The 13,614-nt window shown below is 72.5% G+C and carries 12 protein-coding genes; 10 read left to right on the plus strand and 2 right to left on the minus strand.

What is annotated here, in order from left to right:
* Together ACLU3S_RS31230 and ACLU3S_RS31235 are read left to right on the plus strand one after the other, a co-directional pair.
* Window positions 1–1,034, plus strand: a 1,034-nt coding sequence (locus tag ACLU3S_RS31230) for a glycoside hydrolase family 38 C-terminal domain-containing protein (RefSeq protein WP_413955331.1), incomplete at its 5' end; no start/stop codon positions are given.
* Between the two features lie 126 nt (window positions 1,035–1,160).
* Window positions 1,161–2,600 (plus strand): fascin domain-containing protein, encoded by a 1,440-nt coding sequence (locus ACLU3S_RS31235; protein ID WP_413955332.1) that lies wholly within the window; start codon window positions 1,161–1,163, stop codon window positions 2,598–2,600.
* A 122-nt stretch (window positions 2,601–2,722) separates the two neighbouring features.
* On the opposite strand, the gene ACLU3S_RS31240 is transcribed toward ACLU3S_RS31235, so the two are convergent.
* Complete coding sequence (locus ACLU3S_RS31240) at window positions 2,723–3,445, minus strand: FadR/GntR family transcriptional regulator (protein ID WP_413955333.1); 723 nt, start codon at window positions 3,443–3,445, stop codon at window positions 2,723–2,725.
* A gap of 162 nt (window positions 3,446–3,607) precedes the next feature.
* Between ACLU3S_RS31240 and ACLU3S_RS31245 the strand changes: the two genes are divergently transcribed.
* Genes ACLU3S_RS31245 through ACLU3S_RS31275 form a run of 7 tightly spaced genes read left to right on the plus strand, consistent with a single transcriptional unit; the run spans window position 3,608 to window position 11,171 of the window.
* Complete coding sequence (locus ACLU3S_RS31245) at window positions 3,608–4,672, plus strand: sugar ABC transporter substrate-binding protein (RefSeq protein ID WP_413955334.1); 1,065 nt, start codon at window positions 3,608–3,610, stop codon at window positions 4,670–4,672.
* Window positions 4,669–6,168: a sugar ABC transporter ATP-binding protein gene (locus ACLU3S_RS31250; RefSeq protein WP_413955335.1), complete on the plus strand. Its 1,500-nt coding sequence runs from the start codon at window positions 4,669–4,671 to the stop codon at window positions 6,166–6,168. The genes ACLU3S_RS31245 and ACLU3S_RS31250 overlap by 4 nt, the downstream gene beginning before the upstream one ends.
* Window positions 6,161–7,189: an ABC transporter permease gene (locus tag ACLU3S_RS31255; protein ID WP_413955336.1), complete on the plus strand. Its 1,029-nt coding sequence runs from the start codon at window positions 6,161–6,163 to the stop codon at window positions 7,187–7,189. The genes ACLU3S_RS31250 and ACLU3S_RS31255 overlap by 8 nt, the downstream gene beginning before the upstream one ends.
* 32 nt (window positions 7,190–7,221) lie before the next feature.
* Complete coding sequence (locus ACLU3S_RS31260) at window positions 7,222–8,562, plus strand: L-fuconate dehydratase (protein WP_413955337.1); 1,341 nt, start codon at window positions 7,222–7,224, stop codon at window positions 8,560–8,562.
* On the plus strand, window positions 8,559–9,317 hold the full coding sequence (locus tag ACLU3S_RS31265; protein WP_413955338.1) for an SDR family NAD(P)-dependent oxidoreductase: 759 nt from the start codon (window positions 8,559–8,561) through the stop codon (window positions 9,315–9,317). The genes ACLU3S_RS31260 and ACLU3S_RS31265 overlap by 4 nt, the downstream gene beginning before the upstream one ends.
* Window positions 9,314–10,285, plus strand: a complete 972-nt coding sequence (locus tag ACLU3S_RS31270) for an aldo/keto reductase (protein ID WP_413955339.1) — start codon at window positions 9,314–9,316, stop codon at window positions 10,283–10,285. Before ACLU3S_RS31265 ends, ACLU3S_RS31270 begins: the two co-directional genes overlap by 4 nt.
* Before the next feature lie 52 nt (window positions 10,286–10,337).
* Window positions 10,338–11,171 carry an amidohydrolase family protein gene (locus ACLU3S_RS31275; protein ID WP_413955340.1) on the plus strand — a complete coding sequence of 278 codons (834 nt, stop codon included), beginning with the start codon at window positions 10,338–10,340 and terminating at the stop codon, window positions 11,169–11,171.
* Here ACLU3S_RS31275 and ACLU3S_RS31280 read toward each other — a convergent pair.
* On the minus strand, window positions 11,159–12,580 hold the full coding sequence (locus ACLU3S_RS31280; protein ID WP_413955341.1) for a lipase maturation factor family protein: 1,422 nt from the start codon (window positions 12,578–12,580) through the stop codon (window positions 11,159–11,161). The genes ACLU3S_RS31275 and ACLU3S_RS31280 overlap by 13 nt on opposite strands.
* Window positions 12,581–12,679: 99 nt before the next feature.
* Between ACLU3S_RS31280 and ACLU3S_RS31285 the strand changes: the two genes are divergently transcribed.
* Window positions 12,680–13,614 (plus strand): DUF6777 domain-containing protein (locus ACLU3S_RS31285; RefSeq protein WP_413955342.1); only part of this gene is annotated, 935 nt, incomplete at its 3' end.

Here is a 13,614-nt window from a genome sequence, read left to right on the forward strand (position 1 = left end):
ACGGCGTGCTGCGGGTGGAGATCGACGCCCGCGGGCTGGTCGTCTCCGCGTACGACCTCGACGCCGACCGCGAGGCCGTCGCCCCCGGCGAGGCCGCCAACCTCCTCCAGCTGCACCCGGACTTCCCGAACATGTGGGACGCCTGGGACGTGGACGCCTTCTACCGCAACACGGTCACCGACCTCACCGACGCCGACGAGGTGAGCGCCGGGGACGACGGGGCGTCGGTGCGGATCGTGCGGACCTTCGGCGCCTCCCGGGTCACCCAGGTGCTGTCGCTGCCGCCCGAGGAGCGCCGACTGGTCATCGACACCGAGGTCGACTGGCACGAGACGGAGAAGTTCCTGAAGCTGGCGTTCCCGCTCGACCTGCACGCCGAACGCTACGCGTCCGAGACCCAGTTCGGGCACGTGTACCGTCCCACGCACACCAACACCTCATGGGAGGCCGCGAAGTTCGAGGCGTGCAACCACCGCTTCGTCCACCTGGCGGAGCCCGGGTGGGGCATCGCACTTGTCAACGACTCGACGTACGGCCACGACGTGACCCGCACGGTCCGCGGCGACGGCGACCGGGGTACGAGCACCACGGTGCGCGTCTCCCTGCTGCGCGCCCCGCGCTTCCCCGACCCCGAGACCGACCAGGGCGTCCACCGCTTCCGGCACGCCCTGGTCCCGGGCGCCTCGATCGCCGACGCGGTCCGTGAGGGCTGGCGTGTCAACCTGCCGGAACGGCGGCTGACCGGCGCCCACGACGTGGCTCCGCTGGTCACCGTGGACGACGACGCCGTCGTGATCACGGCGGTCAAGCTCGCCGACGACGGCAGCGGTGACGTGGTGGTCCGCTTCCACGAGGCGCACGGCGGCCGGGTCCGGGCGACCCTGACGGCCGGGTTCGACGTCGCCGGCCTCGCGGTGACGGACCTGCTGGAGCGTCCGCTCGGCGACGCGCAGCCGCCGGGGCGCGACGGCGCGCGGATCACCGTTCGGCTGCGGCCGTTCGAGCTGATGACGCTGCGGTTGCGGAGACGCTGACCAGGGACGTCGGGATCCCGCTGCGGCACCGTTCGCTCGCTTGCCGACCACTGATCACGCCCCTAACCTCACAGTCACCGATCTTCAGGCTGTCGTCGAAACAAGGGAACAATGCGAAGAATATCTGTGCTCTTGACGGCGGTCCTGGCCGCCGTCATGGGCTTGTTGGTCCTGCCCGCGACGCCCGCGCTCGCCGCCTCGGCCCCGCCCTCGTCCACCGGCCAGCGCTGGGCCCTCAAGGTCAATGGGCTGTACGTGGCCGCCGAGGTCAACGACTCGGGCGACCAGAACGGTAAGCTCCGGGCCCGTTCGACCTCCGTGGGCAGCTGGGAGACCTTCTCGCTGCACACCGACAACATCGCAGGCGTCGGCTACGGCACGACCATCACACTCCGCAACGAGGAGAACGGCCTCTACGTCACCTCGGAGATCGGCACCACCGGTCCTCAGGCGGGCATGCTGCGCGCCCGGGGGACCAACACCGGTTCCTGGGAGCGCTTCTACGTCGTGCCGCAGGGCGGCGGACAGTACGCCCTGAAGTCCGCCGCGAACGGCCTCTACGTGTCCGCGGAGTTCAACTACACCGGTGGTGACGCGGGGCTGCTGCGCGCCCGGTCGAGCACAGTCGGCGGCTGGGAGCGCTTCACCTTCGAGAAGGTCGGTGGTACGGGTGACACGGCCGTCCCGCCGGCCTCGCCGGTGACGGCCTCCGGCCGACACGACATCGCCTCGTGGAACGTGTGCGCGAACAACAACACCAGCGCTGAGTGCAAGCTCCAGTACGCGGACGCCGACACCGTCGCCTCCGGCGTCGCCGCAGACCTGGGGACCGTCCCCGGCGGCTATCTCAACCACCGCCCCGAGGCCGTCTTCTTCCAGGAGATCTGCGAGAAGGCGGTGAAGCCGCTCGAGCTGAAGCTCGAAAGCAGCCTGGGCGGCGGCTGGGACGTGCGGTTCGCGCCCACGTACTTCAAGGTGATCGACGAGGACGGTGCGACGGACCCGCTCCTCATGGCCCAGAAGACCTGCATGGACAGCAAGACCGGCACGGACCGGGGAGCGTTCGGCATCGCTCTCGCGGTCAAGGACACGAACACCTGGTACCGGGGCTACACGCTTCCCTCGCCCGACAAGAAGGAGCAGCGGCCGGCGCTGTGCGCGACCGTTCCCGACGACGGCGCGGTCTACTGCGACGCGCACTTCAGCAGCGGCTCCTACTTCGTCGACGGCAAGCAGGCGGGCGACGACCCCGACAACACGTACCGGCCCCAGCAGGCCGGCAGACTCCGGTCCATCGTCGACGGCCTGAAGACGGAGGGGTACACGCCGTTCTACGGCGGTGACCTGAACACGACCACCGCCGACGTCTCCGTGCTGTCGAGCCTCTACGCGTACGGCCAGGAATGCGGCCAGGCAACCCCGGACGCGCCGCACACCGGCACGCCGACCGACGGCAACAACAAGATCGACTACATCTTCGGTCCGGTCGGCGCGAGTTACGGCTGCGAGGTCGTGGATCCAGCGCTCTCGGACCACCGCCTTCTCCACGCGACCGTCACACTGTGATCATCACTCTCTGATCACCGCGTTCTGATCACCTCGTTCTGATCACCGCGTTGTGACCGTCACCTTCCGACCGCCACGTTCCGGTGTCGTGGACGGCGCTTCCCGAGCAGCCGTCCACGACGTCAGCGGCCGCCCGCGGCGTCCTGGCTGCCGAGTTGCGTTCGCAGCCACTCCTCCACCTCGCCCACGTGGGCCGCCGCCGCCGCGCGCGCCGCTTCCGGGTCGCGGGCGGTCAGGGCACGGTGGATGGCGGCGTGCTCGCGGCGGGTGCGGGCGAAGGCGCCCTCCTCCTGGTAGCCGCGCCAGACGCGGGCGCGGAAGGTGCGCGAGGACAGGCCCTCCAGGATGGCGGCCATCGTCTCGTTGCCGGCGGCGGCCGCGATCTCGCGGTGGAAGGCGAGGTCGTGGGCGAGGATCTCCTCGGGGTCGTCGGTGGCGTTCATCGCCGCCAGGTGCTTCTCCACGGTCGCGAGCTGGTCGTCGGTGATGCGGGCGGCCGCCAGCGCGGTCGCCGTCGACTCCAGGATCCGGCGCACCTGCAGCAGCTCCACCAGCCGCGGGCCCCGGGAGAGGTCCGCCACCACCCCGAAGGTCTCCAGCAGGTCGCCGGCCTCCAGCGCCGTGACGTAGATGCCGGAGCCGTGCCGGGCCTCCAGCACGCCCAGGACCGTCATCGCGCGGATCGCCTCGCGCATCGAGCTGCGGGAGATGCCCAGCTGGGCGGCGAGGTCCCGCTCGGTGGGCAGCCGCTGGCCCGGCTCCAGCCGACCCTCGGCGATCATCGCCTTGATCTGCTCGATGGCGCGCTGGGTCACCGTGCCCTTCTGCGGGGCCGCCTCGTCCACGCCACTCCTCCAGTCGCCGGGTGCGTGCAGTCTAGCCACGGGATTGGTCCGACCACTAGGTGCAAATATTGGGGATTCTCGCTGCAGCAGGGTGTTCTGGCACCAGAGTGGTCTGATAAGTATGCGGCGTCTGCTCGAACGACCTCGACGAGGAGCCGCGAGATGCCCGCCAGCACAGTCAGGAAGCGCAGCAGGTCCCGGATCATCGGCGCGGCGGCCCTGGCCGCCGGCGTCTCCCTCGTGCTCGCCGCCTGCGGCAGCACCAAGGACACCGCGAGCGCCGGCAGCGGCGGCACCGGCAAGGTGGGCGTGATCCTGCCGCTGCTGACGTCGCCGTTCTGGCAGTCCTACAACGACTACGTGCCCAAGATGGCGAAGTCCGAGGGCGTCGAGGTGCTGAAGACGGTCAACTCCAACAGCGACCCCTCCCAGCAGATCACCGACATCGACAACGAACTCACGCAGGGCGTCAAGGGGTTGGTCGTCGCGCCGCTGGACAGCGCCGCCATCCAGGCCGGACTCGACCAGGCCCGGCGCAAGGGCGTGCCCGTGGTCGCCGTGGACGTCGCCCCCGACAAGGGCAAGGTCGCCATGGTGGTGCGCGCCGACAACGTGGCCTACGGCAAGAAGGCCTGCGACTACCTCGGGCAGCACGTGACCAGCGGCAAGGTCGTGCAGATCATGGGCGACCTCGCCTCGGTCAACGGCCGTGACCGCTCCGAGGCGTTCCGCTCCTGCGTGCAGAAGAAGTACCCCCGGCTCAAGGTGCTCGAGATCCCGGCGAAGTGGGAGTCCGACACGGCGGCCGCGAAGCTGGACACGCTGCTGAACGCCAACCCCGACATCAAGGGCATCTACCTCCAGGCGGGCGGCGTCTACCTCGCGCCGACCCTGCAGACCCTGAAGTCCAAGCACCTGCTGAAGACGGCAGGCCAGGCGGGCCACATCGTCATCGTCTCCAACGACGGCATCCCGCAGGAGTACGACGCCATCCGCAAGGGCGAGATCGACGCCACCGTCTCCCAGCCGGCCGACGCCTATGCCAAGTACGGCCTCTCCTACATCAAGGCGGCGATGCAGGGCAGGACGTTCAAGCCCGGCCCGACCGACCACGGCTCCACGATCGTCCGGCTGCCCAGCGGCATCCTGGAGGACCAGCTGCCCGCTCCGCTGGTCACCAACGCCAACGTCGACGACCCCGAGCTGTGGGGCAACACGGTCGGATGAGCGCCCCAGCGACCCCCCTCGTCGAAGCCTCGGGCATCGTCAAGCGGTACGGCCCCACGGTCGCCCTCGCCGACGGCCGGCTGACCGTCCTGCCCGGCGAGTCCCACGCCCTGGTCGGCCGCAACGGCGCCGGCAAGTCCACCCTGGTGAACATCCTCACCGGCCTGCAGGCGCCGGACGCGGGCACCGTCCGCTTCGACGGCGAGCCCGCGCCGCCGCTCGCCGACCGGGACGCCTGGCGCCGCAAGGTGGCCTGCGTGTACCAGAAGCCCACGGTGGTCCCGGAACTGACGGTCGCCGAGAACCTCTTCCTCAACCGGCAGCCGCTCGAGCGCGGGTTCATCAGCTGGCGCAGGCTGCGCGCCGAGGCCGCCGAGCTCCTGCAGACGTGGGGCGTGCGCGTCGACCCCGGGGCCCGCACCGCCGACCTGGCCGTGGAGGACCGCCAGCTGGTGGAGATCGCGCGGGCGCTCAGCTTCGGCGCCCGGTTCATCGTGCTGGACGAACCCACCGCCCAGCTCGACAACCGGGAGATCGAGCGGCTGTTCACCCGCATGCGCGCGCTGCAGGACTCCGGCGTCACCTTCCTGTTCATCTCGCATCACCTGCAGGAGGTGTACGAGGTCTGCCAGACCGTCACCGTGCTGCGCGACGCCCGCTGGATCACCACCGCCCCCGTCGCCGACCTGCCGAGAGCGGCGCTGGTGGAGGCCATGGCCGGTGAATCGGTCGCCGAACACGCCGCCGGGAACAGGGCCGTCGACGAGGCCGCGCCCGTGCTGCTCCAGGCGCGCGGCCTGACCTCACCGGCGTACGAGAACGTCGACCTCACCGTCCGCCGCGGAGAGGTCGTCGGACTCGCCGGGTCCAGCGGCAGCGGCAAGACCGAGCTGGCCGAGTCCTTCGCCGGGCTGCACACCCCGACCGCCGGCACGGCCCGACTGGACGGCGAACGGCTGCCGTTCGGCGACGTGCGCGCCGCCCTGGACGCCGGCGTCGGATGCGTCCCGCGCGACCGGCACGAGCAGGGACTGGTGGCCGGCATGAGCATCGGGGACAACGCCACCCTGAGCGTGCTGGACCGGCTCGGCCGGTTCGGCTTCGTCGCCGGCGACCGCAGACGCGCCGTCGCCGCCGAGCTGATCGACCGCCTCGACATCCACGCCGAGGGCCCCGACCAGCCCGTCGCGGACCTGTCCGGCGGCAACGCGCAGAAGGTCGTCATGGCCCGCGCCCTCGCCCGTGACCCCCGCCTGCTCGTGCTGATCAACCCCACCGCGGGCGTCGACGTGAAGTCCAAGGAGTCGCTGCTCGCCCGCATGGACAGCGCCCGCGACGACGGCACCGCCGTCCTGGTCGTCTCCGACGAACTCGACGACCTCAGACGCTGCGACCGCGTCCTCGTCCTCTTCCACGGCCGTGTCGTCGCCGAGCACCCGGCCGGCTGGCGCGACCACGAGCTGATCGCCTCCATCGAAGGAGTTGACCATGGCTGACACCCGGGCCGCCCCGCCGCTCGCGTCCTCGAAGACCCCGGACCCCCGGTCGGCCCGGACCGTGCTGCTGCGCCGGGCCCGGGAACTGGCCCTGGTCCCCGCCCTGGTGCTGCTCCTCGTGCTCGGCGCGGTGGTCAACGACTCGTTCCTGACCGAGCGGAACCTCATCTCCGTCCTCGGCGCCTCCGCCGCCCTCGCGATGGTCGTGCTCGCCGAGTCACTGGTGCTGATCACCGGCAAGTTCGACCTGTCCCTGGAGTCGGTGGTCGGCATCGCGCCGGCCGCCGGCGCCCTGCTGGTGCTGCCCGCGAGCCAGTCCGGCTGGGGCACCCGTGTGCCCGTCGCCGTCGGCCTGCTCGCGATGTTCGTCGTCGGCGGCCTGGTCGGCGCGTTCAACGGCATCCTGGTCGTCAGGTTCCGGCTCAACGCGTTCATCGTGACGCTCGCGATGCTCATCGTGCTGCGCGGCCTGCTGGTCGGCGCCACCAAGGGCAAGACGCTGTTCGGCATGCCCGACAGCTTCTACACCCTGGCCACCACGACCTTCCTGAACGTCCCGCTGTCCGTGTGGCTCGCGGCGGTCGCCTTCGCCGTCGCCGGGTTCGTGCTCAAGTACCACCGCGTCGGCCGCGCCCTGTACGCGATCGGCGGCAACACGGACGCGGCGCGCGCGGCCGGCATCCGCGTCGACCGGGTCATGCTCGGTGTGTACGTGATCGCGGGCGTGCTCGCCTCGGTCGGCGGCCTGCTGCAGACCGGGTACGTCGGCGCGATCAGCGCCAACCAGGGCCAGAACATGATCTTCACCGTGTTCGCGGCCGCGGTGATAGGCGGCATCAGCCTCGACGGCGGCAGGGGCACGATGTCCGGCGCCCTCACCGGTGTCCTCCTCCTGGGCGTCGTCCAGAACCTGCTCACCCTCGCACAGGTGCCGTCGTTCTGGATCCAGGCCATCTACGGCGGGATCATCCTCGTCGCCCTCATGATCGCCCGTCTGACGACGGGCCGCGCCCAGGACTGACCGGCGACAGCCCACCGACGGAAAGGACTTCAGTGTCCCAGGCCCGCTCCCGCGTCATCGCGGTCGACACCCACGACATCCGTTTCCCCACCTCGCGCGAGCTGGACGGCTCCGACGCGATGAACCCGGACCCCGACTACTCCGCCGCGTACGTCGTGCTGCGCACGGACGCCGCCGACGGGCACGAGGGACACGGGTTCGTCTTCACCATCGGGCGGGGCAACGACGTCCAGGTCGCCGCGATCGACGCGCTGCGGGACCACGTGCTCGGGCGCGACGCCGAGGAACTCTGCGCCGACCCCGGCACGCTCCTGCGCGACCTGGTCTCCGACAGCCAGCTGCGCTGGCTCGGCCCGGAGAAGGGCGTGATGCACATGGCGGTCGGGGCCGTCGTCAACGCCGTATGGGACCTCGCCGCCCGGCGGGCCGGCAAGCCGCTGTGGCAGCTGCTGGCCGACGCCGAACCCGAGTGGCTGGTGCGCCAGATCGACTTCCGGTACCTCACCGACGCGCTCACCCCGCAGGAGGCGCTGGACCTGCTCACGCGGGGCAGGGCCGGCGCCGCGGAGCGCCGGGCCCGGCTGCTGGAGCGCGGATATCCCGCCTACACCACCTCGCCCGGCTGGCTCGGGTACGACGACGACAAGCTCGGCCGGCTCGCCGCGCAGGCCGTCGCCGACGGCTTCCGGCAGATCAAGCTCAAGGTCGGCGCCGACCTCGCCGACGACGTCCGCCGCTGCCGAATCGCCCGCGCGGTCGTCGGACCGGACGTACGCCTGGCCGTGGACGCCAACCAGCGCTGGAACGTGGACGAGGCGATCCGGTGGACCCGGGCCCTGGCCGAGTTCGATCCGTACTGGATCGAGGAGCCCACCAGCCCCGACGACGTCCTCGGCCACGCCGCGATCCGCCGCGCGGTGGCCCCCGTGAAGGTCGCCACCGGCGAACACGTGCACAACCGGATCATGTTCAAGCAGCTGCTCCAGGCGGGCGCGCTCGACATCGTGCAGATCGACGCGGCCCGCGTCGCCGGCGTCAACGAGAACCTCGCCGTCCTGCTGCTCGCCGCCAAGTTCGGCGTCCCCGTCTGCCCGCACGCGGGCGGGGTGGGCCTGTGCGAACTCGTCCAGCACCTGTCGATGTTCGACTACCTGGCGGTGTCCGGCAGCACCGAGGACCGGGTCATCGAGTACGTCGACCACCTCCACGAGCACTTCGTGACCCCGGTCGTCCTGCGAGACGGCCGCTACCTGGCACCCGCCGCGCCCGGCTTCTCCGCCGCCCTGCGCCCGGAGTCCGTCGCGCGCTATACCTTCCCCGGCGGGACCTACTGGGCCGCCGACCCCGACACACAGAAGGGACAGGCCGCATGAGCGACTTCGCGGGCCTCACGGCCCTGGTCACGGGCGGCGCCTCCGGCATCGGCCGGGCCACCGCCGACCTCCTCGCCGAGCGCGGCGCCCGGGTCGCCGTCCTCGACCGGGACCCGTTGCCGGTGGAGAAGCCGCTCCTCGCCCTGCGCGCCGACGTCACCGACGACGCCTCGGTGCGCACGGCCGTACAGGAGGCCGCCGAGGCGCTCGGCGGGCTCGACGTCCTGGTCAACAACGCGGGCATCGGCGCCCAGGGAACGGTCGAGGACAACGACGACGACGAGTGGCGGCACGTCTTCGACGTCAACGTCCTCGGCATGGTCCGCGCCGCCCGCGCCGCCCTGCCGCACCTGCGCCGCTCCCGCCACGCGGCGATGGTCAACACCTGCTCCGTCGCCGCCACCGCGGGCCTTCCGCAGCGCGCCCTGTACAGCGCCACCAAGGGCGCCGTGCACGCCCTGACCCTCGCCATGGCCGCCGACCACATCCGGGAGGGCATCCGGGTCAACTGCGTCAACCCCGGCACGGCGGACACCCCGTGGATCGGCCGGCTGCTCGACGCGGCCCCGGACCCGGCCGCCGAGCGCGCCGCCCTGGAGGCCCGCCAGCCCACCGGACGGCTGGTCACGGCCGCCGAGGTGGCCGGCGCCATCGCCTACCTGGCCAGTCCGCTGTCCGGTGCCACCACCGGCACCGCCCTCGCCGTCGACGGCGGCATGCAGGGCCTGCGGCTGCGCCCGGCGGCGAACCGGTGACCGCCCTCGGCCGCAGCGGCGTCCAGGTCAGCCCGCTCGGCTTCGGCGCCGCGGGCATCGGCAACCTCTACACCCCGGTGGACGACGAACAGGCGTACGAGGCGGTCCGGGCCGCCTGGCAACGGGGCGTGCGCTACTTCGACACGGCCCCGCACTACGGGCTGGGCCTGTCCGAACGCCGGCTCGGCGCCGCCCTGCGGGAGTACGACCGCGCCCGGTACACGGTCTCGACCAAGGTCGGCCGCCGCCTCGAACCCGCCGACGGCACCGGCGACGACCTGGCCAACGGCTTCGCCGTGCCCGCCCGTCACCGGCGCGTGTGGGACTTCAGCGCCGACGGCGTCCGCCGCACCCTGGAGGCGAGCCTGCACCGCCTCGGCCTGGACCGGGTGGACGTCGTCTACCTCCACGACCCCGACGACCACGCCGAGCAGGCCTTCCGCGAGGGCTACCCGGCCCTGGAGCAGCTGCGCGCCGAGGGCGTGGTCGGCGCGATCGGCGCGGGCATGAACCAGGCCGGCATGCTCACCCGGTTCGTCCGCGACACCGACGTGGACGTGGTGCTCTGCGCGGGCCGGTACACCCTGCTCGACCAGAGCGCGGACGCCGAGCTGCTGCCCGAGGCCGCGCGGCGCGGCGTGTCCGTCGTCGTCGGCGGCGCCTTCAACTCGGGCCTGCTGGCCGATCCGTCGCCACGGTCGACGTACGACTACACCCGGGCGCCCCAGGAGTTGCTGGACCGCGCCCTGCGCCTCAAGGCGGTCGCCGAGCGCCACGGCACCACCCTGCGCGCCGCCGCGCTGGCCTTCTGCCGGGCCCGTCCGGCCGTCGCCGCCGTCCTGGTCGGCGCGCGCTCGGCGGCCGAGGTCCACGACTGCGCCGACCAGTTCGCGGCCCGCGTCCCGCAGGCCTTCTGGCAGGAGCTGCGGGACTCCGGCCTGCTGCGCCTCGAGGAGGAGACGGCATGAGAGCCGCCCCGCGGGGCGCGGACGCCGGGCCGCCCGTGGTCCGGGAGCTGCCATGAGGGTGGACGCCCATCACCACGTCTGGGACCTGTCGGTCCGCGACCAGGACTGGATCGGTCCAGGCAGTCCGATCCGCCGGGACTTCACCGTCGCCGACCTCGAAGGCGAGGCCCGCGCGGCGGGCGTCGACCGCACCGTCCTGGTCCAGACGGTCACCGTGCCCGAGGAGACCCCGGAGCTCCTGCGCCTCGCCGCCGAGCACGAGCTGATCGCCGGCGTCGTCGGCTGGACCGACCTCACCCGCCCCGACGTCGCCGACGAACTGGCCCGCCTGCGCGGGCTCCCCGGCGGCGGCCACCTCAAGGGCATCCGCCACCAGGTGCAGGGCGAGCCCGACCCCGGGTGGCTGCTGCGCCCGGACGTGCGCCGGGGCCTGGCCGCCGTGGCGGACGCGGGCCTGGTCCACGACCTCGTCGTCCTGCCCCATCAGCTCCCGGCCTGCGCCGAGGCGGCCGCGTCCCTGCCCCACCTCACCTTCGTCCTCGACCACCTGGGCAAACCGCCGATCGCGACCGGGGAGCGCGAGCCCTGGGCGTCCCGGCTGCGCGCGCTGGCCGCCCTGCCCAACACCGTCGCCAAGCTCTCCGGCCTGGTCACCGAGGCCGACCACGCCACCTGGACCACCGGCGACCTGCGCCCGTACGCCGACACCGCCCTGGCCGCCTTCGGCCCCGACCGCCTGATGTTCGGCTCCGACTGGCCGGTGTGCACGCTCGCCGCCGGCTACGGCCAGGTCCTCGAAACCGCCGAGGAGTTGACGGCGGGGCTGAGCCCCGCCGAGCGCACGGCCCTGTTCGAGGGCACCGCGCGGCGCGTCTACGACCTCTGAACCACCCCCGCCAGCCGCGTCGGCGGCAGATACTCCCGCACATACGTCCGGTCCCAGCAGGCGCCCGTCTCCCGCAGCTCGCGCCAGGTCGTGTAGCGGTAGCGGAAGAGCCGGGCGCGCACGTAGCGGGGCGGGGTGTCGGGCGGGAAGGGGGAGCGGCGCAGCAGCCGCAGCGTGTCGCGGTCGTTCTCCAGTAGGCGTTCCACCAGGCCGCCGAACCAGTCGCCGGCATAGGCGGGCGACAGCGCGGCGAACCACATCAGCCAGTCCAGGCGCAGGTGGTACGGGGCGAACTGGCGCGGCCAGCGGCGCGGCGGGCCCGGCTTGCCCCGGAACTCGTACTCCCGCCAGTCCGCGTCCTCGCGCGGCACGTCGTCCAGCGTGCCCTCGACGACCACCTCGTAGCGGACCCGGCTGACGCTGCCGAACGCGCCGTAGGTGTTGACCAGGTGCAGCGGGTCGAAGGAGCGGTTCATGACCTGACGGCGGGAGACCATGTTCACCACCGGGTGGTAGCTCAGGCAGACCAGCAGCGCGCCGACCGCGAGCACCAGCACCTCGTACCACAGCGGCGCCGGCGGCACGGACGGCGCCGTCGCCGGCAGCTGCAGGGCGGACAGGGCCAGCACGATGGTGATCCAGTTCAGCCAGGAGAAGTTGCCGGAGAGCACCAGCCAGAGCTGGGTGACGATCATCAGCGCGGCCGCGGCCGACGCGATGGGCTGAGGAGTGAACAGCAGCACCGGCACGACCAGCTGGGTGACGTGGTTGGCAGCCACCTCCACCCGGTGCAGCGGCTTGGGCAGATGGTGGAAGAACCAGCTCAGCGGGCCCGGCATGGGCTGCGTCTCGTGGTGGTAGTACAGGCAGGTCAGCTTCCGCCAGCAGGCGTCGCCGCGGAGCTTGATCAGACCGGCGCCGAACTCCACCCGGAACAGGATCCAGCGCAGCAGGAAGAGCACGACGACCGGCGGCGCCACCTCGTCGTTGCCGAGGAACGCGGCCAGGAAGCCCGTCTCCAGCAGCAGCGACTCCCAGCCGAACGCGTACCAGGTCTGGCCCACGTTGACGATCGACAGGTACAGCGCCCACGGCACCAGCCAGAGCAGGACGCCCGCCCACAACGGCAGCAGGGAGTCCGCCCCCGCCAGCAGCGCCGCCGACACCGCGCAGCCGGCCCACGCGACGGCCGCGAAGAACCCGTCCGAGTAGTGCAGGTGGAACAGGCTCGGCGCCCGCTTGAAGGGCACCCGCGCCACGTAGCGGGGAATCGGCAGCATGCCGCGCCCACCGAGCAGGGCCCGGAACTGGAGGGCAGCCGTGAGGAACGCCACGAGGTAGACGGCGGCCAGAGCCCGCTGGAAGACCAGCCGGCTCAGCCAGTAGTCGGGTGCGGTGAACCAGTCCACGGCCGCGTCGTCTCCTAGGGCGTTCCCGCCGAGTTGCCAGCCAAAAGGGAGCAATGCAAACAATAGTGAGGAATTACCCACAGTGATGCGGAGTGCACGGTGCGCATACCCACCGGATCCATCGTCATGGCCCGCGTGCTCTCTGCGGCGCTGCTCCTCGCGGGCTGCGCAGGCACCGCCGTCAGGCAGGCCGAGTTGGGCGACGAGGTCTTCCTGCAGCCCGCCGCGGACCAGGGGCCCGACCCGTTCACCGACTCCACCGCGACCGGCGCCACGACCACCGGCCGGGCCCTGCCGACCGGCACGAAGGGGACGAGCGACGCCGGCGCCCCGTCCGCCGGGCTGGCCGTGGCGCCCCTGGGCGCGGCGCGCACCCTGTCCGGGGAGACCCCCGGGCTCTACAGCGGCAGCGCGCATGTCGCCGGCTGCGACGTGGAACGGCAGATCACCCGGCTGACCGCCGACCCCGCCAGGCGGGACGCCTTCGCCGACGCGGCCGGCGTCTCCCCGTCGGCCCTGCCCGGCTATCTGCGCGCTCTGACCCCGGTCCTGCTCCGCGCCGACACCCGCGTCACCAACCACGCCTACCGCAACGGGCAGGCGGACGGATACCAGGCCGTGCTCCAGGCGGGCACCGCCGTCCTCGTCGACGACCGGGGCGTGCCGCGGGTGCGCTGCGCCTGCGGCAACCCGCTGCGGCCGCCCCAGGAGGCCCACGGCGGCATCGGTTCCCGCGGCTCCGCCTGGTCCGGATACCGGCCGAACCAGGTGATCGTGGTGACGCCGGCGGCGAAGCCCGTCTCCAGCCTCACGCTCGTCGACGTCGGGACGAACACCTGGATCGAACGCAGGGTCGGGAGCGACGTCCGCAAGGACCGCGTCGTACCGCCGCCCGCTCGGCCCACCGCGGTGCCCCCGTCCCCGTCCCTCACCGGCCGCACACCGCCCGCGTCCCCGGAGACCCCGCGGCCCAGCGCGCCCGGGAACCGGCCCGGCGGAGCCACGGGCGACGTCGCCGGAGGTGCCCGGGACGC

This window comes from Streptomyces sp. AF1A, from assembly GCF_047340315.1.
GTDB lineage: Bacteria > Actinomycetota > Actinomycetes > Streptomycetales > Streptomycetaceae > Streptomyces.